The organism is Streptomyces aurantiogriseus, from assembly GCF_014649375.1.
GTDB classification, from domain to species: domain Bacteria; phylum Actinomycetota; class Actinomycetes; order Streptomycetales; family Streptomycetaceae; genus Streptomyces; species Streptomyces aurantiogriseus.
Map to the genome: position 1 here is coordinate 94601 of NZ_BMSX01000004.1, position 19135 is coordinate 113735.

10 protein-coding genes are annotated in these 19135 nt (G+C 71.0%); 1 reads left to right on the top strand and 9 read right to left on the bottom strand.

Annotated elements, in window-relative coordinates; all coding sequences use genetic code 11:
• Positions 1-116: 116 nt before the first annotated feature.
• The 7 genes from IE263_RS09950 to IE263_RS09980 form a co-directional block, all read right to left on the bottom strand.
• The gene (locus tag IE263_RS09950; RefSeq protein ID WP_189934531.1) at positions 117-1418 is read right to left on the bottom strand and encodes a cytochrome P450 family protein; all 1302 of its coding nucleotides are present in this window, start codon (positions 1416-1418) and stop codon (positions 117-119) included.
• Entirely contained in the window at positions 1415-3013 is a 1599-nt protein-coding gene (locus IE263_RS09955) for a tetratricopeptide repeat protein (RefSeq protein WP_189934532.1), read from the bottom strand. Before IE263_RS09955 ends, IE263_RS09950 begins: the two co-directional genes overlap by 4 nt.
• Positions 3014-3140: 127 nt before the next feature.
• Positions 3141-4133, bottom strand: a complete 993-nt coding sequence (locus tag IE263_RS09960) for a nucleoside triphosphate pyrophosphohydrolase (protein ID WP_189934535.1) — start codon at positions 4131-4133, stop codon at positions 3141-3143.
• A gap of 121 nt (positions 4134-4254) precedes the next feature.
• Positions 4255-4905 (bottom strand): SurA N-terminal domain-containing protein, encoded by a 651-nt coding sequence (locus tag IE263_RS09965; protein WP_189934537.1) that lies wholly within the window; start codon positions 4903-4905, stop codon positions 4255-4257.
• 192 nt (positions 4906-5097) lie between these two features.
• The gene (locus IE263_RS09970; RefSeq protein WP_189934539.1) at positions 5098-5724 is read right to left on the bottom strand and encodes a type 1 periplasmic-binding domain-containing protein; all 627 of its coding nucleotides are present in this window, start codon (positions 5722-5724) and stop codon (positions 5098-5100) included.
• A gap of 102 nt (positions 5725-5826) precedes the next feature.
• Positions 5827-6162 carry a hypothetical protein gene (locus IE263_RS09975; protein WP_229910880.1) on the bottom strand — a complete coding sequence of 112 codons (336 nt, stop codon included), beginning with the start codon at positions 6160-6162 and terminating at the stop codon, positions 5827-5829.
• A 27-nt stretch (positions 6163-6189) separates the two neighbouring features.
• The gene (locus tag IE263_RS09980) at positions 6190-7020 is read right to left on the bottom strand and encodes a glycoside hydrolase domain-containing protein (RefSeq protein ID WP_189935322.1); all 831 of its coding nucleotides are present in this window, start codon (positions 7018-7020) and stop codon (positions 6190-6192) included.
• Between the two features lie 231 nt (positions 7021-7251).
• On the opposite strand from IE263_RS09980, the gene IE263_RS09985 reads away from it, so the two are divergent.
• Positions 7252-7647 carry a hypothetical protein gene (locus tag IE263_RS09985; RefSeq protein WP_189934541.1) on the top strand — a complete coding sequence of 132 codons (396 nt, stop codon included), beginning with the start codon at positions 7252-7254 and terminating at the stop codon, positions 7645-7647.
• Between the two features lie 83 nt (positions 7648-7730).
• Here the strand turns inward: IE263_RS09985 and IE263_RS09990 are convergent, their stop codons facing one another.
• On the bottom strand, positions 7731-8009 hold the full coding sequence (locus tag IE263_RS09990) for a hypothetical protein (RefSeq protein WP_189934543.1): 279 nt from the start codon (positions 8007-8009) through the stop codon (positions 7731-7733).
• A gap of 7 nt (positions 8010-8016) precedes the next feature.
• Positions 8017-18954, bottom strand: a complete 10938-nt coding sequence (locus IE263_RS09995; protein WP_189934545.1) for a LamG-like jellyroll fold domain-containing protein — start codon at positions 18952-18954, stop codon at positions 8017-8019.
• Between the last annotated feature and the right edge of the window lie 181 nt (positions 18955-19135).

A 19135-nucleotide genomic window follows, 5' to 3' on the forward strand; every position in this document is an offset into this window, starting at 1 on the left:
TCACGTGAAGATCACAGAGGTGAGGAACGGTCACCTTTGCTTCGCCGTACGGGCACATCACGGCGGGTCAGCGGGCGGGTGCTGGGGGTGGGGTGGGGTCAGTCGGTGGTGCGGGTTCATTGGCTTACGGGTTCTACGGGTGCTACGGGCTCTACGGGGCTGAACTCCACGGGCAGGGTGCGCAGGCCGCGCATGATGAGGCCCCCGCGCCATCTCAAGTCGGCCGGGTCGGCGGCCAGTCGGAGGTCGGGGAGGCGGGTGAGGAGGGTGGCGAGGGCGGTCTGGCCCTCCAGACGGGCGAGGGGGGCGCCCAGGCAGTAGTGGATGCCGTGGCCATAGCCGAGGTGCTGGTTGTCGCGGCGGGAGAGGTCGAGGACGTCGGGGTCGGTGAAGCGTGCCGGATCGCGGTCGGCGGCCGCGAGGACGACGAGGACGGGGTCGCCGGGGGCGATGTCCTGGCCGCCGATGGTGAGGGGGCGGGTGGCGAAGCGCCAGGTGGCGAGTTCCACGGGGCCGTCGTAGCGCAGGAGTTCCTCGACGCCGGTTTCGAGGAGGGTGCTGTCGCCGGTGGTCAGGGAGGCCTGGAGCCGGTGGCGCTGCTCGGGGTGGGTGAGGAGGGCGTAGGTGCCGTTGCCGATGAGGTTGACGGTGGTCTCGAAGCCGGCGAACAGGAGGATGAAGGCCATGGCGGCGGCCTCGTTCTCGGTGAGGTGCTCGCCGTGGTCGGAGGCGCGGATGAGGCCGGAGATGAGGTCCTCGCCGGGCATGGGCTCGGCGGGCAGGGCCTCACGCTTGCGGTGGATGAGCTCGGCGAGATAGCCGCGCATCTTCTTCACCGACCGCGCGACACCGCCGCGCGGGCCTCCGCCGTGCCGGATCATCATGCCCGCCCAGTCGCGGAAGTCGTCCTGGTCCTCGCGGGGGACGCCGAGGAGGTCGCAAATGGCGTAGATGGGGAGGGGGAAGGCGAAGTCGTGGATGAGGTCGGCGGTGCCCTGCTGGGCGAACCGGTCGATGAGGTGGTCGGTCAGCTCCTGCACGCGGGGCGCGAACTCGGCGACGCGGCGGGGCGTGAAGGCCTTGCTGACCAGGCGGCGCAGCCGGGTGTGGTCCGGCGGGTCGATGTTGAGCAGATGCGTCATCAGCTCGGCCTTGCGCTCACCGGGGATCCCGGTCTTGCCCTTCGCGTGCGCGGGCTCGTCGTGATGCGCGGGGTTCTTGCTGAGCCGCTGGTCGGCGAGGGCCTGCCGGGCATCGGCGTAACGCGTGACCAGCCAGGCTTCCACGCCGCTGGGCAGTTCGGTGCGGTGCACGGGGGCGTGCTCGCGCAGCCAGGCGTAGGCGGGGTAGGGGTTGGTGGCGAATTCCCAGGTGAAGAGGTCGGGGGCGGGGGTGGCGGGGGTGGGCTGGTTGGTCACTCCTTGACGGTAGCCGGGATGTCGGCGAGAGCTTTGCGGAGGGCGGTCAGCTGGGTGGCTGCCGGCTTGGAACCGGCTTCGGCGGCCTGGGCCAGCCAGTGTTCGGCGCGGGTGAGGAGGAAGGGGCCGATGTCATGGACCGCGACGGGGTTACCGGCCCCGGCTGCCGCTTCGTAGTAGCGGATGGCTTCGGCGTGCTCACCCCGTCCGGCGAGGTATCGGGCGAACAGAAAGGTCCCCCAGATCCTGTTCTGGTCCGCCAGCCTCTCGTACCAGAACCTGGCGTCGGTGTGGTCCCCGGCAAGGGACGCGAGGATGCCGAGGGTGTTCATGGCGTTGCCGTCCCCCGCCTCGCCCAAGGCGCGAAGGGCTGCGCGGCCCGCCCGGACCACGTCGTCGAGGTCGTCCGGGCTGTGCTTCTGCGCCTCCTCGGTAGCCCTCACCCACTGGTCGTGCTTCAGGGGTGACAGGTCCGGCGACCGCAGGGCATCCGCGACCAGGGGTCCGCTCGCCCGCCACGTCCCGGTTCCCTCTCCCCGGACGAGAAGGCCGACGGCGCCGAGCCGGGGCCTGACCGCCCATTCGAGAGCCTCGTCCAGCCAGGGCCCGGTCAACGTCGTCAGGGCCTCCAGCGGCACCGCCGCCGTTACCCCGCACCGGGCCAGGTCGACGGCCGCCCGCACCAGCTCGTGCCCGCGCTTCCGCGCCAACGACCGGCCTGCCCGCAGCCACTCCTCCCACAGCTCCGGCCCGACCGCGAGGAACTGGGTCACGCCCAGCGTCCCGCGATGCCGGCGGGCGTCCACGAGGCGCGGATCGGCTGCCTCGGCGAGGCGGGCCCGTTCTGCCTCGCTCCAGTGGCAGGTCAGCTGCACCGTGGACGCCCCGCTCAGCACGCGGGCCGTGGGCCCGTCCCCGAAGCGACGGTCGTCGTAGGCCGCGTCGCGCATGGTGGCCAGGACGAGGACGCCCTCGTGGACGCACTGCGCCAGCAGACCGGCCGTCAGGCCCTGTTCGCCGAGGTGTCCTTCGAGGTCGTCCAGCCAGACGACGTGGTTGCCCGAGCGGTCCCGGCCGCGCAGGGCGGTCGGCAGTCCGCGCAGGTCCGTGCCCGGCTGGGCGTTGTGGACGCGGGTCCGGACACCGCCGCCCACCCGGCGCAGTGCCGCCCACGCCGTCCTCGACTTGCCGGAGAGCGGTTCCCCCGTGACGACGACCAGTCCGCCGGTGCGCAGGCGCTCCTCGACGATCCGGTCGAGTACGTCGTCGGCGTCACGGCGCACGTACGGCGGCAGCGTGGGCTCGTCGCCGAAGCGGCGCACGGGGCGAACACCGAGGGTGAGACGGCGGACGGCGCGGAGTTGAGGCCAGGTGTCGGCGGGGGTGACGGGGGTGGGGGCGGAAGCGTAGTTGTACTGGGCGCCGATCACGGCGGCATGGAAGGTTCCGTGGCTGAAGTCGACGTGGTCGCGGGTGGCGGCCGCGGCAGCCTCGGCGGGGACCACGGGAACGTCGACATGGTCATGGGCGGGAGCGGGGGCGACGGGAACCGGGATCGACTCGGCTTCCGGTTCACGCAGGGGCGCACCGCACACCGGGCAAGCGCTGTCACGGCTGCTCGTGGAGGTGCCGCACCCCCGGCAGCTCACAGAGCGAGACCTCGTGTTCCTCCGCGCCATACAAGCCCCCGCGCCCACTTCGACGAGTCAGAACCCCACCGTACTAATCCCCCACGCCCTCAACCCCCCGAATCGCATCCCGATAAGCCCGAGCCGCCGCTCTGAGCGCCGCCTCCGGGTCCACCCCCTCCGACTCCGCCCGCGCCGCCAGCGCCAGCAGCTCGTAGCCGATGCCCTCGGCCGTCGGCAACGGCACCTCCAGGTCCGCCGACCGCACCCGCGACGCCAGCTTCGCCGCGAGGGCCAGGCCCGGCTGGTGGAGGGGGATGCCGTCCGTCACCGACTCACGGCGTTTCTCCACCGCCTTCGTGCGCAGCCAGTGCTCCTTGACCTCCTCCGGGGTCGTCGCCGTCGCGTCGCCGAAGACGTGGGGGTGGCGGTGGATGAGCTTGGTGACGATGGTGGCCGCCACGTCGTCGATGGAGAACGGGGAGTCCGGATCATCCTCGGCGATCCTCGCGTGGAAGACGACCTGGAGGAGGACGTCGCCCAGTTCCTCCCTCAGTTCGTCCCGGTCGCCGTCCTCGATGGCCTCGACGAGTTCGTAGGCCTCCTCGATGCCGTACTTCGCCAGGCCCTTGTGGGTCTGCTGCGACGACCAGGGGCACTCGGCGCGGATGCGGTCCATGACCTGGATCAGGTCGAGGAGGCGGGCGCCTGGGAGGTCGTAGGAGGCGGGGAGGAGTTCCAGTTCGGGCATGGCGACGCGGCCGGAGCCGGCCAGGCGGGCGAGGCCGTCCGTCAGGGTCGGTTCGCCCTCGCCGGTCGCCACGACGACGACCGTGTGACCGCCGGCGCAGGCGGCGACCAGGTCCTCGGCCGTCGGGGACGCCTCCTCGACGCGTATGCCGGCCTCGCGCAGGTACGGCAGCTGGGGGTGGGCGCCGTCCGCGCACAGGACGCGGTCGGCCGTGCGCAGGGCCTGCCAGGCGGGCCAGGACAGCAGGCCGGGGGCGACACGGTGGCTGGTGGTGAGCAGGACGACTCGGCCGGAGGGGTCTTCGGGCGTCACACTCGTTGCGCTCGTTGCGTTCACACCTCGAACGTAACCCACGCCTGCGGACGGCCCCGCCGGTTGTCCACAGGACGGGCCGGCCGGTCATATGGTCAGGTCGTCCGCCGGTTCCCAAGGTCAGGCCGTCCGCCGGTTCCCGCGGTCAGGTCGTCTGCTGGGTTCCTGCCGACGTGACCTCCCGCACCCACGGCGTCTTCGCGTTGACGCGGCTGACCTTCTTGACGTCCCAGGCGCCGTAGCGCGGGTTGAGGTCGACGCCGAGTTCCTGGGACGTCCTGGACAGGGCGCTCCAGAAGGCGGGCTGGCTGGTGTCGGTGCCGAGCCGGGCGGCGAGTTGCTGGGCCTCGAGCTGGAGGCGGAGGTTCTCGTCGAGGCGCTGCGGCGGGATGCCGTACTGCTGGAGCCAGGTCATCTCCAGGCCCTTCCCGCCGCCCGCCTGCTGTTCCAGGCCGGCCCGCATGTCCTGGACCTCCTTGCGGGTGACGGTGATGCCCGCGTCCTCGGCGGCGCGGTGCAGGACGCGGTCGAGGACCATGCCGTGCAGGGTGTCGCGGGTGAGGGTGCCGGTCTGGGCGATGACCTGCGCGTACTGGGCGTCGTCGGTGACGGCGGCGCGCTGGGCCGCGCGGACCTCCTTCACCCGGTTCTCCAGCTGGGAGACGGTGATCCGCTGGCCGTCGACGACGGCCGCCGCGCCGGGATGCGCCTCGTTTCCGCAGGCGGTGAGGAGGGGTCCGGCCGCGACGATCGCGGCGGACAGCAGGAGCGCGGTGCGACGACGGCGGCTGTGCAAGGAAGCCTCCCGAGGAGATTGTGCGACGGTGCACAAAGTCTTGCGGTGATCGATGGTAGGCAGTGGTGCGGCTGTGGCCAACCCATTCGACCAACGATTCACCGGGACTTGCGGCACCGCCGCGCCCGCCCGCCGGCCGCCGGCCGCCCGCCGTCCACCGACCGTCCCCGGCTCGTCCACGCGCGCGTGGCGTCAGTGGCTCGCGTCCGTCGTGCGCTCGACCGCCTCGGCCACCTCCGCGCGCAGGCCCTCGCCCGCGCCGACGGTGGTCACGTTCGCGCCCGCGTGCGCACCGCCCACGAGGACGAAGGCGACCTTCTTGTACCGCGGTGCCGTCTGCTCCGCCGCCGTGACCTCGGGCGTGCCCACCGCCAGGACGACGTCGCAGGAGCGCTGGAGGAGGCCGTTGAGGAAGGGGCGCGCGTTGCCGACGCTCTGCTCGCCGGTGACCTGCGCGTAGCTCACGCGCGCGTGCGTCTTCAGGGACGCGTCCTGCATGCCCTGCCAGACGGTCGCCGCGGGGGTGCCGGCCGTGATGCCCCGCTCGCCGGTGAGCAGGCACGTGTCGACGTCCGTGTAGGCGCGGGCGCGGGTGGCGGGGACGGGCGGGCGGTCGTCGTGCGCGAAGAGGAGGACGGCGGTCACGGCCAGGGCGGCCGCGACGGCGAACGCGCCGGCGGTGAGGGCGATCGTGCGCCCGCGCAGGGTGCGCAACCACGCGAGGAGGGCGCGCCCGGCGGCGGATGCACGCCCTGCGCGCGCCGTGCGCGCCGTCTGCGCCGAGCGCGCCTGGGACACCTGTCTGACCTGCTTGCTCACCGCACCCGCCCTCTCCTCACCGCGCCCGCCCTCTTCACCGCTTCCGCCCCGCTCCTCACCGCTCCCGCCCCCGCTCGTCACCGCTCCCGCGCCCCCCGCTCGTCACCGCTCCCGCCCCTGCTCGTCGGCCGGCCTGCGCGGCCAGGACGTCCACGCGTGCGTGGCCGCGCCCGCCGTCGACAGCAGGATCAGCAGCAGGTCGAGGGCGAACAGCGGCCCGTGTGTGTCGACCGGGGTGAGCGAGAGCTCGGTGAGCCAGGCCGCCAGCACGGTCGTGAACCCGGCGAACGCCCACCAGTCGGCGCGGGAGCGCCGGCGCAGGGCCAGGACGAGGGCCGGGACGGGGCACAGCAGTCCCAGGCTCACCACGGGCAGCAGCGCGAACCCGAGCCGGGCCACGGGCGTGCGCAGCACGGCCCCGGCGACGACGACCTTCATCTCCCGCCCCCGCTCCCTCGGTCCCGCTCAGCCCACGATCGCGACCGGCGCGTCCCACGCGTCGCGGTCCACGGTGATCGTGTAACCGCCGCGGGTCTCCTTGCTGTTGACCATGTACTGGTGGCCGCGGCTGTGGTTCGTGTACTGCGTGGCACCCCACGGCCAGTCCGCGGTGGTCGTGTTCTGCTTGTCCCACAGGGCGTACCAGAGGTTGCCGGGCAGGTCCGTCTTGTCGGTGGCGGTGGCGATCGCCTTGGCGCTGGAGCTGGAGAAGCCGTAGTAGCCGGCCCGGTAGACCTTGGCGCGCAGCGTCCTGGTGAAGGAGCGGACGTACGTCAGCACGGCGTCGTTGCACGCCTTGTTGGTGATGTCGTACGGCTCCATGTCGAGGTAGATCGGGCTGCCGGCCTTCATGCCGAGCGCGGAGGCCTTGGCCACGGCGTCGGCGGCGTCGGTCGCACCGAGGGAGGCGGCCGTGGAGGCCGAGATCTTCTCGGGGCTGGAGCCGGTCTGGCAGGGCGGCTGGGCGCCGACGTAGATCGGGATGAGCTTCCAGCCGAGGGAGTTGACCGACTTCACCCAGGACGCGGTGAGGTTGGGCTGGGCGCAGCCGCGGTTCTTGCCGCCGACGTAGACGGCGGCGGCGCCGTAGAAGCCGTCGTTCTTCCAGGCCTTCATGGCGGCCAGGGAGGGCGCGGCGCAGGTGTCGAAGGCGCGGCCGGTGTAGGTCTTCTGGGCGGGCCAGGTGGTGGCCGCCATGGAGGTCTGCGCGGCGATCCCGGCACCGGCGACGACGGCCGCGCCGGCCACGCCCCACGTGATGTATCTGCGCTTCCTGGACTGCCGGTGCTCGGCCATTCCCACCCCATCGTTGTGGTGCACGCGGTTGGTCGTGCACGCTCGCTCGGTTTCGGAGCCCCCGGTTCGGATCCCCCTGAGTCGGAACGCACCGTAGCCTGCGGCGGCTCTGTGATCGGGAAACACAGGCCTCTCATAGCGACAAGATTCCCTCATGCCGCGGTAAAGAAGGGAGGTCGGCAGCGGTCCTGCCGTGCCCTACCCTTGCCCTCTGGCTACTTGGGGGGCGAGATGACGACGGCGACGACGACGAGACCGGAGAAGCGGCTGGAGGGCGGCTGGTTCCAGCGACTGGCCTGGGCTGCCCTGGCGTGGTTCTCCTTCGGCCTGCTGGTGTGGGTGCCCTTCCTGTACGTGGCGATCCGGCGGGGGCGCTCCTCGGACTGGGGGGCCTTCGCCTCGTTCGCGCTGTACGAGGTCCTGACCCTGCCGTGGGCGCTGATCACGTCCGGCGGCGAGGGCGACCCGTTCCTGGGCATCACGGTGATCGTGACCCTGCTGATGGCGACGTGGATGCTGCTGTTCGCCCTGTTCGACCGGCGGACGCCGCCGGTGCCGTACGGGATGCCTCCGGGGCCGCACGCCCAGCCGCCGTACCAGCAGCAGGGCTACCCGTACGGGCGGTAGGCCCGCCTCGAGCGGGGAGTCGAGGACGTCGAGCAGCGGCAGCGGGCGGAGCGGGCAGAACGCTCCGCCGGGCCGCGCTTCGGTCAGGACCACTCGCTGAGGCGGATCCACACGTTCTCGTCGCCCGGTCTGACCCTGGCCGAGTCACCGACACCGAGCTCGCTGAGCACGGCGAAGATGCCGCGCAGAACGACTTCTTTGGCCACGTCCTCCTCGACTTCCACATCGAGGTTGGAACCGGACTCCCCGGTCCCCGCCCCCACGACCTCACCCATTCCCGCCAATTTCTCGTTGAGGGCGTCCTCGACGTCGTCCCGATCCACCGGAATGGGGCCGTCCAGCCAGATTTCCACAAAGTCCACTGCTACCTCACCGCGATAGGAGCTCGTCGAAGAAAGAATCCATCATCTGGACTGATTTCCGCCCGCGCGGCGTCTTGGAGAATCCCAGTGCCGGGGATTCGGGACTGTTCAGCAAGTCCGCGCCACGCTGGGCGAATCCCTGGGTGAAGAACTCCTCGGCCCCCTTGTTGGCCTCGGCACTCCCCTGGACGTCAACCACATGCGGAGTGAAGTCCGGATTCTCCTTGAAGATGTCGTGACCTCGCGATATGCGCCCCTTCATCACCTGCAGGGGATTTCCCTTCCCTTGCGCACGTCCCACGTACCGAACGTTTCCTTCAGCGTCTTTGGCCACGTAGGTGATGTAACTCCTCCCGTTGGACGCGGAGGGCTCGCTGAGGTTGAGGTTCTTGCCCGGCTCCACCCCGAACGTGTCGAAGAGGTCCGCATCCTCGTCCACATCGCAGTTGTGGACGAGGACGGGGGTGGCCCCGGCTTCCACATAGTACGTGTGGAGGTCGCCGACGGTGAGGTCGTACGTCGTGGTGTTCGCGTGGTACAGGCGGACACCGGCGACCTGCGCCGTGCCGGTCGGCGTCTGGAGGACGTCGCCGGGTCGGAGGTCCTTCGCCTCGACGAAGGCCGACTGTGTCTCGTCGTAGAAGGGGTGGTGGAAGGTCGTCTGAAGGTGGGCTTCCTGCCCGGTCGCCCCGGATGCCGTGCTGACCGCCGCCACCGGCTGCGTCGCCGGCGCGTTGCCGTCGCCGTGGCCGTGGCCGGCCGACAGCGCACCCAGCAGGGCCGCCGACGCCGCCAGACCGAACGCCGCCTTGCGAGCCGCCTTCCGGGCGAGCGACTTCACCGCGGACTTCTTCGCCCCGGCCTGCGCGGTGGACTTCTCGGCGGTCTTCCCCGCCGCTCCCTCTACCGTCACGTCCACGAAGTCGTGGTCCGTGTGCGTCACGATCACCTCGGTGACCTGGTGCGCCTGCGTGCCCGTGGCGCCCGGAACCGAGTTGGCGATCTCGTCGCCCACCCGCACCCGGTCGATCGCCTTGGTGGTGCCGTCGGCCATCAGGACGCGGGTCGAGCCCGTGAAACTGTGCGGCATGCCGGGCCTCGTGCAACTCGGCCCCGCCTCGTCCGAATGCGACTGGGCCCGAGAGCCCGCCCCTTCCGAATCCGCCCGTGCGGCCGCCGCTTCCGTCGCGTCCGTGGCGGCCGTCTCCTCGGCCTCCGTCGCGCCCTTGCCGAAGAGACCGCCGACGACCTTCATCGCCTTCGGCGCCGCCTTGGCGAGGAGCCTGCCGCCGATCTTGCCCAGGGCGCCGCCCACCGCACCGGCCACCGCGCCTGTCACCGCGGCGCCCGCGAAGGCGCCCGCGCTGCAGTCGTCGCCGCCGTTCTCGGCGCAGGCGAAGCCCTGCTCGACCAGGGAGCCGACCGCGCCCGCGGCCGCCGCGCAGCCGATGGAGCCGACACCTGCGGTCAGGGCCTCACAGCCGGCGAAGACCGCCGTGGAGACCACGAAGGAGGTGATCGCGGCCGCGTGGTGCTTGACGAAGGTCGCCGTGGCCTTCGCCGCCTTCACGGTGGCGTGGTAGGCCGTCCGCGCCGCGTGACCGACCGCGTGGGCCGCCTTCTTCACGGCGTGCGCGACCTTCTTCGCCGCCTTCTTGACGGTGTGCACCACTCTGTGCACCGCGTGCGACACCTTGTGGTACGCGGTGTGCACCGCGTGGACCACCCGGTGATACGCCCGTCGCACATGTCGTGCCGTGTAGTGGTAGACGCGGCGCACCACCCGCACGGTCGCGTGGTAGACGTCCCGCACGTGGTGCACGACCCTGTGGGCCGCGTGCTTCACCGCGTGGACGACCTTGCGGGCCGCGTGCTTGACCGCGTGGTAGACCTTGTGCGCCGCGTGCTTCACGGCGTGGGCCACATGGTGGACGGCCTTCTTCGCCCCGCACACCACGTCGTACCAGGAGCAGTTGCCCGACTCGTCCGTGCCCGCCAGCGGGTTGTCGTCGACGTATGCGAAGGGGTTCGCGGACACCGAGTTCGGGACCGGGTTCAGCGACAGGCTGTCCTTGTTGAGGAACACGCCCGTGTCCGGGTCGTACCAGCGGGACGCCGTGCCGACGTCTCCGGTGCCGGGCTCGGTCCAGCCCGACTGGAAGCCCAGGTGGCCGACGACCGTGTTCGTCGGGGAGACCACCTTGCCGAGCGGGTCGTAGGACGCCGAGCCCGCCAGGGTCGTCGCGCCGGAGGTGAACGAGCCCACCACGTCGTTGTGCTGGTCGGTCAGGGCCAGCACCCCGGAGCCGCCCGTGTCCTTGACTGCGACCAGGCCGCCCGACGGGTCGTACGTGTACGTGTCGTCGCCGTCGGAGGCGATGGTGTTGTCGCCGCCGGAGTAGGCGAAGGTGCGCGTCGCGCCCGTCGTGGTGTCCCGGTCGGTGATGTTCCGGCCGGTCGCGTCCAGCGTGTAGGACTGCTCGCCCGCGACGATCTGCCCGCCGAAGGCGTCCGTCCTGTACGCGACCGTGCCGCCGGCCGTCGACGACTCCTGTGTCATCGTGCCGCGCGCCGAGTAGGAGTAGGTGTGCGTGCCGTCGGACGTCAGCTCGTCGCGCGCGTCGTAGGTGTAGACGTCGGCGCCGTTGCGGATGCGGTTGCCGGAGGCGTCGTAGGCGTACGACGTCGTGGATGTGCCGTTGTTCCAGGACGTCAGGCGGTCGGCCCAGTCGTAGGTGTACGTGTTCGCCGACGCACCCGAGACGCCCGTCGTCGTCTTCGACGTCAGGTTGCCGTTGTCGTCGTAGGCGTAGGCGAAGCTCGCCACCGTGGAGGCGCCCTGCACCAGCACGTCGTTCGTCAGCTCGTGCCGGGTGTTGTAGGTGAAGGTGCGGGTCTGGCCCGTCGAGCCGTACCTGACCGTCTTCAGGTCGTTCAACTGGTCGTAGGTGTACGTCAGTTGGGTGCCGGTCGCCGGGTCGTTCAGGGAGGAGAGGCGGCCGGCGGTGTCGTAGCCGTAGGCCGTCGTGCCGGCGGCGTCGGTGCGGGAGGTGACGTTGCCGTCGTCGTTGTAGGCGAAGCTCGAGGAGCCCGCCGAGCCGGACGTCGTCAGCAGGTCGTCGCGGTCGTCGTAGGTGAACGCGTCGTGGGTGGCGTCCTGGTGGTCGACGGCGCCGGAGACGCCCGCCTCGTCGGTGTCGGCGGTCAGGACGCGGCCGTCGGCGTCGTAGGTGAAGCTCCGCCTGGCGGTCGCCGCGTCGGCTCCCGCACCGGACATGGTCTTCAGCCGGCCGAGCGAGTCGTACGTCATCGCCGTCGTCGTCCCGCCGGGGAGCGTGACGTTCGTCAGCTGCCCGTCGGCGTCATAGGCGAAGGTCGTCGTCGAGTCGGCGGCCGAGGTGTACTGGGCCGTCGTCGGCTCGATGATCCTCTCCTGCTGGCCCCACGGGGTGTACGTGTAGCGCCAGGAGTTGCCGCGGCCGTCGGTGAAGCGGGTGCGGTTGCCGGCCGCGTCGTAGCCGAAGGTGGTCGTGATCGAGGTGGAGGCGTCGACCGGCTGGATCTCCTGGGTGAGGGTGCCGGCCGCGTCGTAGGTGAAGTGGCTGGTGTGGCCGCGGGCGTCGGTGGCGGCGACGAGGTTGCCCACGCCGTCGTACTGCTGGGACGTCGACCAGAGCTGGTTGTCGTTCGCGTCGTACGCGCGCGTGCTGAACGGGTCGCCGTCGGCGTCGTAGTCGGTCTCGGTCCAGGTGCCGTCGGCGAGGATCGTCTTCTGCTGGTTGCCCTGGAAGTCGTAGGTGTAGCGGGTGGTGTTGCCGGCGCCGTCGGTGACCGAGGTGAGGTCACCGGCCCTGTTGTACCCGTAGCTCGTGGTCACGCCGCCGGGGGTGGTGACGGAGGAGGCGTGCGCCCCGTAGGGGTTGCCGGTGGTGACCGCGTAGGAGGTACGGGTCGTCAGGGTCTTCGTCGACGGGTAGCGCTCCATTGTCGTCGAGGTGACCTGGCGGCCGAGGAAGTCGTACGTCGCCTGCGTCTGCGCGCCCGTGCCGTCCGTCGCGGAGAGCTGCTCGCCGTTCTTGTCGTAGAGGGCGTGCGTCTTCGTGCCGTCGGGCTCGGTGATCTGGGCGAGGTCGCCCATCTGGTCGTACAGGTAGGAGGTGGTCTTCCCGCCGGGCGTGGTGACGGAGGTCTGGTCGCCCTCGCTGTCGTACGTCCACACGGTGGTGCCCGCGTTGGGCGTGGAGGCGCCGGCCGGGGTGTACGACGGGAGGGTCTCGGAGACCTTGTCGCCCTCGGCGTCGTAGACGGTCGTCGTCACCAGGCCGCTGGGGTCCTGCTCCTCGACGGCCTCGCCGAAGGTGTTGAAGCCGCTGGTGGTGATGGGGCGGACGGTGGAGGCGGTGGTGCCGTCGGGTTCGGCCTGGACGGCGGGCGCGGTGCTGACCGCGAGGTTGCCGGCCTCGTCGTAGGCGTAGTCGGTGGTGTGCTGCTCGGCGTCCGTCATGGACGTGGTCAGGCCGCGCCGGTCGTAGGTGTACTTGGTGGTCTGCGCGTCGGAGGAGCCGACCGTGCCGCCGGTGCGGCCCTTGCCGTAGAGCGAGGTCACCTCGGACGCGGACAGCGCCCGCTGGTAGACCTGCACGTCGCCGACCTCGCCGTTGACGACGTCGGAGGTCGTGCCGCCCGCCGTCCTGGTGCCGCCGATGGTCAGCGGCCCGGTGCCGGTCCACGGTGAGGTGTTGGTGTCGGAGCCGGCCTGCGCGCCGTTGACGTACAGCTTCACCGAGCCGTTGCTCGCGTCGAACACGCCGACCAGGTGGGTCCAGGTGTTGAGCGGGGCGGCCGTGGCGGCCTGGGCGTCGGCGAAGGAGGACGGTGAGGCCACGTCGGAGTCGGGCACGTGGAAGCGGAAGGCGTTGGCGGTCTTGTTGTACTGCAGGTAGAAGGAGGCCCGGTTGGTGCCGCCCTGCGCGACGAAGGTACGGAAGGCGGAGGTGTCGGCGAGGTTCACCCACGCGGAGACCGTGTAGGAGGCGGTGGTGTCCAGGACCGGGCTGTTGGTGGCGATGACGTCACCGGTGCCGGAGGTGGTCCCCGCGAACCTGGCCGCGTCGTCCGCCCAGGTGACCCCCGGGCCGGCGGTGGCGGTGTTGCCGGTGCCGGAGGAGTCGGTGACCGAGCGGCCGGCGGTCTGGTTCAGCTTCCACCAGCCCGCCGGGTGCCCCGAGGCGTCCCCGTACAGCGTCTCGCTGAGCAGGTTGCCCATGTCGTCGTAGGTGTTGGTGGTGGTGCGGTCGTAGCCGGACGCGTCGTGGTCGTTCTCGGAGGCGACCTGGTCGTCCGGGGTGTACGACACCGTCGTCACCCGGTCCACGCCGGTCGGGTCGAGCTCCGTGGAGGTGGTCCGGGAGGCCGCGTCGACCGTGTACTCGGTGACGTTCTCGCCGTTGTCGGTGGTCGACCGGGTGAGGTTGCCGGCCGCGTCGTACAGGTCCGACTCCAGGACGTAGGTACTGGTGCCGTCGGCGCTGGTCCGCTTCACCGTCGCCGTCAGACCGTCGTCGGTGTACGTGTACGCCGTGGTGTTGCCCATGGCGTCGGTGACGGACGCGAGCCGCCCGGCCGGGTCGTAGGCCCGGGAGGACTCGGTGAGCAGGGTCGCGGTCTGCGGGTTCACCGGGTCGCCGGTGTACATCAGGCCCTGCGTCAGCAGGTTGCCGTTGTCGTCGTAGGTGTACCGGGTCTCGTTGCCGGCGCTCGTCACCTCCTTGGTCTTGTTGCCGGAGGTGTCGTACGTGTACGTCGTGGTGTTGCCGTTGCTCGCGCCCTCGGCCGCGTTGGCGTCGGACTCGGTCAGGACGCGGTCGTAGGCGTCGTAGGTCCAGGTCTGGGTGCGGGCGTGGTCGCCGCCGCTCGCGTCGGCCACCGTCTGGGAGGTGACGTCGCCGTCGTCGTCGTGGACGGAGGTGGTGACGGCGGCGTGGGTGGCGCCGGTGACGCGGTCGGTGAGCGGCGGGTCGTGCTCCTCGGTGACCTGGCCCGCGGCGTCGTACCGGTAGGTGGTGACCAGCCCGTCCGGGTAGGTGTCGGAGACCACCTTCTGGCTGAGGACCTGCCCGAGACCGTCGTAGGTGTACGTCGTCACCAGGCCGATGGCGTCGGTGGTGGAGGCCACGTCACCGTTCTTGAAGTACGACACCTGGTTGACGGCCCCACCGGGGCTGATCGTCTTCACCGGCAGGCCCTTGGGGACCACCCCTCCGTCCGCGGAAGGGTAGGTACTGGTCCCGTCGCTGTAGACGGTCGTGGTCGTACGGCCGCCCGGGAAGCCGGGGACGGCGGGGCCGGTGATGGCGGTCTGGTTGCCCGCGGAGTCGTAGGTGTACGACGTCAGGTAGGTGGTGTCGGTCGCCGACGCCGACCTGCCGTCGCGCTCGGTCAGCAGCTGGTCGTTGCGCGGGTCGGCGGTCGTCAGCTGAGCTGTGGTGTCGTCGGGGTAGTACGTGTAGTACTCGGTGTTGCACTTGTTCGCGGCCTGGTCCTGACAGGACGTCGAGGAGACCACGTTGCCGCGCACGTCGTGACCGGTGATCGTCATCGCCCCGTCGGGGTCGGTGACCGTGTGCTCGAATCCGGCCGAGTCGTAGCCGAAGCTGGTCTTGTCGCCCAGACCGTCGATCTCGGTCAGGGCGCGGTTTCCGTTGGTGACGTCGTAGGTGTACGTCAGGGTCGAGGTGGTCGGCGAGGTGACCTTCACCGTCTCGACGGGGAGCAGGCCGGTGGAGTTCTTCGCGGCTTCCACATGGGCCGCGACGTCCGCCGCGGTCAGACCCGTCCGATAGAAGGCGGCCTCGGCGATGGAGCCCTTGAAGTAGCTGATGTCGGCAGGCGAGTTCACCCAGGACTTCGCGAAGCCGGCGCCGATGTACAGGTGGCTGTCGGACTGGTCGTTCGGGGCGCCGCTGTAGGTGGCCTGCTGGACACCGTCGAGGTAGAGGGTCTGGGTGGAGCCGGTCACGGTGAGCGCCACGTGGTGCCAGGCGTTGTCGGTGACCGTGCCGGTGGAGCCGAACGCCGTGGAGCCCGAGCCGCTGCCGGACCAGAAGTGGCCGTGCAGCTTGTTGTCGCTGCCGACGTACAGTACTGGCGTCCAGCTGCCGGACGGCGTGCTCGCTCCGGCGAGCGGCACCGACTGGTCGCCGATCAGCACACCCTGGTTGGCCGTCTTGAACCACAGCTCGACACTGCGGTCGTTGCCGGCGTGCAGCCCGGCGGCCGGGACCTCCACGTACGAGGTGGAGCCGTCGAAGGTGGCCGCCTTCTGGTCGCTGAACGGGCCGGACGCGCCGAGGGTGACGGAGGTGTACGTGCCGTTGCCGCCGCGCACCTGGTCCACGGCCGTGGCCGCGCCCGCCGCCTCACCGAGCCGGAAGTACTGTGAGGGCGCCCCGCCGAGGACCGCGCCCCGGTAGGTGTCGCTGGAACCGGTGACGGTCGGCGCGCCCATCACCCAGGTGCCGCCGTTCTCGTCGGTCATCTGCGACAGCGCGGTGGTGTTGGTGTCGTACGTCATCGCCGCGTACGTCTTGCCGGACGGCCGCTTGACGGAGGTGAGCAGGCTCGCGCTGTGGGTGCCGTACGTGTAGAGGGCGCTGACGTCGGCGGCGACCAGCGGGCGGCTGTACCAGGCGACGTCGGCGAGGGAGCCGTTGAACCAGGTGGCGTAGCCGGTGTCGTCGGAGGTGGAGGCGTGCGGTTCGTCGGGCCAGGTGCCGCCGAGGAAGCCGGTGCCGAGGTAGTTGAACGACTGGTTCTTGCCGAAGGCGGTCGCGCTCTTGATGGAGATCGTGCCGGTGCGGGAGCCGACCTTGGTGTTGTCGAGGTAGAGGCTCTGCGAGTTGCCGGCGGCGGAGAGCACGACGTGGTGCCACTTGCCGTCGGCGACGGACGCCGGGGAGACGATCGGGTTGACGCCGCCGCTGTACCAGAACTCGGCGTTCAGCTTGCCGTCCGTGCCGACGTAGATCGACGGCGTGTAGAAGCCGGCGGCCTGACCGGAGCCGATGGGCTGGGAGGCGTAGGAGTAGAGGACGCCGGGGCCCGCGGACGTCTTGAACCAGAGGGAGATCGCGCCGGAGTCGGTGTCGTTGCCGAGGTTCTTCGGCAGGGAGATGTCGGAGGAGGTGCCGTTGAAGCCGGCCGCCTTCGCGGAGGAGCCGGTCAGCGGGCCGGTCTGGCCGAGGGTGACGTTCTCGTACGTGGCGTTCGTGGTGCCCTCGTTGGCCAGAACGGCGTCCTTGGCGGTGGTGCCGGAGGTCTCCGACAGCGGCCAGAAGGTGTGCGGGTCGAGGTCGAGGGCCGCGTTCTGGTAGCCGGAGCCGGTGGTGTAGCCGTACGTCGTGCACTTGGTCGTCGACAGCGGCGAGCAGACCTTGGTGAGCTGGTCGCCGGTGTAGCCGTACGTCCAGGTCTGCGCGGTCGACGCGTCGCCGGCGGTGACGGGGTCGGTGACGACGGTCGCCACGTGCGCGGCGAGCGCGCCGGACGGGGTGGACCAGGTGAGGTTGAGGGAACGGCCCGAGACCGCGGAGGTCATCGTGGTGATGTGGCCGCCGGCCCAGGTCAGGTTGACGGCGCGGCCGTTGGCGTCGGTGACCGAGGTGAGGCCGTAGCCGCCGGAGCCCAGGGACTGGGTGAAGGTGTAGAGGGTGTCGTCCTTGTCGGTGAGGGTGTAGCCGCCGGTGACCGGCTTGAAGGTGGCGAAGCGGCCGTTGCCCGGGGTGAAGGTGCCGTCGCTGTTCCTGCCGTAGCCGACCTGGGAGCCGTCGGGATAGGTGACCTGCACGCTCGCGACCGCGCCGGACGCCGTGTACTGCTCGGTGGCCCGCGCGTCGAAGATGCTCGACCAGCCGGCGCCGAACGCGCCCGTCCAGCGGGGGTCGCGGGAGTTGTAGTCGCGGTCGACGTCCAGGGACGGGCCCACGGTGGAGACCGAGGCGTCCGTGTCGGAGGTCGTGTAGTTGCCGATCGACGCGTCGAAGCCGTGGTCGCTGCTGTTCTGCGACAGGCCCGAGGTGATGACCGTCTGCGGGACCTGGACCGAGATCTCGTACGGGGTGGCCGGCGAGTAGAGGTTGGTCGCCGAGTCGTAGGCCTGGACGGTCCACGAGTACGACGTGCCCCAGGCGAGCTTGCCGGCGGGGACGGTCCAGTCGCCGGTGGCGACCAGGCCGGAGTCGGCGACCTTGGTGCCATTGGCGTCGTAGACGCGGAAGAGGTACTGGTTGCTGCTGCCGCTGGTGGAGTTGGCGCCGCCGGCCCAGGCGGTGAACTCGGGGGTGGTGGTGCCCACGACCGCGTTGTCCGCCGGGAACTGCTCGTAGAGCTGCGGGGCGGTGTTGCCGGTGTAGGTGACCTCGATCCAGGGGCCCTTGCCGGGGTCGTTGAAGGAGCCGAACTGCTTCCAGTGCAGGGTGTCGGCGGTGGACGCGTACACCGCGAGGCCGTGGTCGGCGGTGGCGCCGCTGAACCAGCCCTGGATGGCGGAGGTGGACAGGGAGACGGTCACCCAGTCGCCGACGGTGCGGTCGGCGGCGGTGTTGGCACAGGCGTCGGGGACGCTCGGGGTGGCGTTGCCGATGGAGGAGCCCTTGGACGGGCCGGGGTAGCCGGTGACGCCCTCCGGGGTCCAGGCGCTGGTCACGAGCGCGACGTCGAAACGTTCCGCCGTGCAGGTGGAGGCCCAGGTGTCGAACAGGTGCAGGGACGCGGAGGTGACGGTGGCGTTGCTGCCGTCCCAGGCGGTGTCCCAGTGGTTGACGAAGCTGTTCGCGGAGTGGGTGCCGGAGTCGTAGGAGCCGACCTTGATGGTCTGCTCGTAGGAGTGGTCGATGTTGTTGCCGGACCCGGACTCGGCGTAGGTGGTGGTCCAGCCGTCGGAGACCGTCGGGTCGACGGTGACGGGGAAGACGCGGCTCTTCGCGTGGAGCCAGGCGCTGTCCAGGGTGATCTTCAGGGCGTGGCCGCCGTGGCTGTCCCGGACGAGCTCGGTGGTGACGGCGTGCGTGGTGGCCGGGTCGCCGGAGCGCGGGTCGGCCTTGGAGTCGTAGGCGTACGCGGGCGGGATGCGCTCGACGGTCCTGCCGGAGGCGTCGGTGAGGTCGATCCAGCCGGTCCTGGTGTCCTGGACGGGGGTGAGGCCCTTGAGGGTGAGCGGGAAGGTCCAGGTGTTCGTCGCGTCGGCGGAGTCGAGGACGACGGACTCCTTCACACCGGTCGCGGTGGGCTGGAGCTTCAGGTCGGTGCCGGGCAGGACCTGCTCGTACGTGACGGTCGAGCCGTCGACGGTGCCCCGGACGGGGGCGGCGCCCTGGAGGGCGTAGGCGACGCGGTGCTTCGTGTCGGTCGCGAGGGAGGCGAGCGCGGGGTCGGTGGCCCGGTCGGCGAAGTCGACGGCGAGGGAGTTGGCCGTCTCGTGCCAGCGGCCGTCCGGCCCGGCCCGCACGTCCACGTCGATCGGCGCCCATCTGCCCTTGCCCACCTGGTAGTTGACGGGCGTGGGCGAGATCCGGCGGGTGGTGGAGCCGTCGGCGTTGTCGTAGACGGTCTCGGTGCGCGTGGAGTGGGTGGCGCTGCGCTTGCTGGTCTTGGCGTCGAACCCGGTGGCGCCGGCGCTGCGGCCCTTCTTGATGTCCGGCTTGTGCGGCTGGTAGGCGGGCAGCTCACCGTGGCCCTCACCGGGCGCGCGGCCGGTGCCGCGGTGGGCGGCGGTCGCGGCGGCCGGGACGTGGTGGCGGTGGCCGGCCGCGGTACCGGACTGCTGGTGCGGCAGCTTGCCCCACTGCGGGTCCGTGAACCAGGACGCCAGAGAGGCGAGGCTCAGGCTCGGCAGCTCGATGCTGCCGAGCTCCAGTCCCTCCGCCACGGCCTGATCCGTCGTCAGCATCAGGGCGAGGGCGGTGAGGACGAGGGCGGCTATGCCGCGCAGGGCTCGGCGGGAGCGGAGTGCGGTGCGTCTCGGAGGGCGTGGACGGCCCGCACGGCGCGGTCGGGACGTACGGTGCGGGCGGCGGCTCATCGGCCGGAGGGGCAGCACGGCGTGGACTCCAACGATCGGAAAGCGACAC

Excerpts from the sequence above, each read along its gene's own strand:
- IE263_RS09995 (WP_189934545.1), bottom strand. The coding sequence starts at position 18,954 with ATGCTGACGACGGATCAGGCCGTGGCGGAGGGACTGGAGCTCGGCAGC.
- IE263_RS09985 (WP_189934541.1), top strand. The coding sequence starts at position 7,252 with ATGACGACGGCGACGACGACGAGACCGGAGAAGCGGCTGGAGGGCGGC.
- IE263_RS09975 (WP_229910880.1), bottom strand. The coding sequence starts at position 6,162 with ATGAAGGTCGTCGTCGCCGGGGCCGTGCTGCGCACGCCCGTGGCCCGG.
- IE263_RS09980 (WP_189935322.1), bottom strand. The coding sequence starts at position 7,020 with ATGGCCGAGCACCGGCAGTCCAGGAAGCGCAGATACATCACGTGGGGC.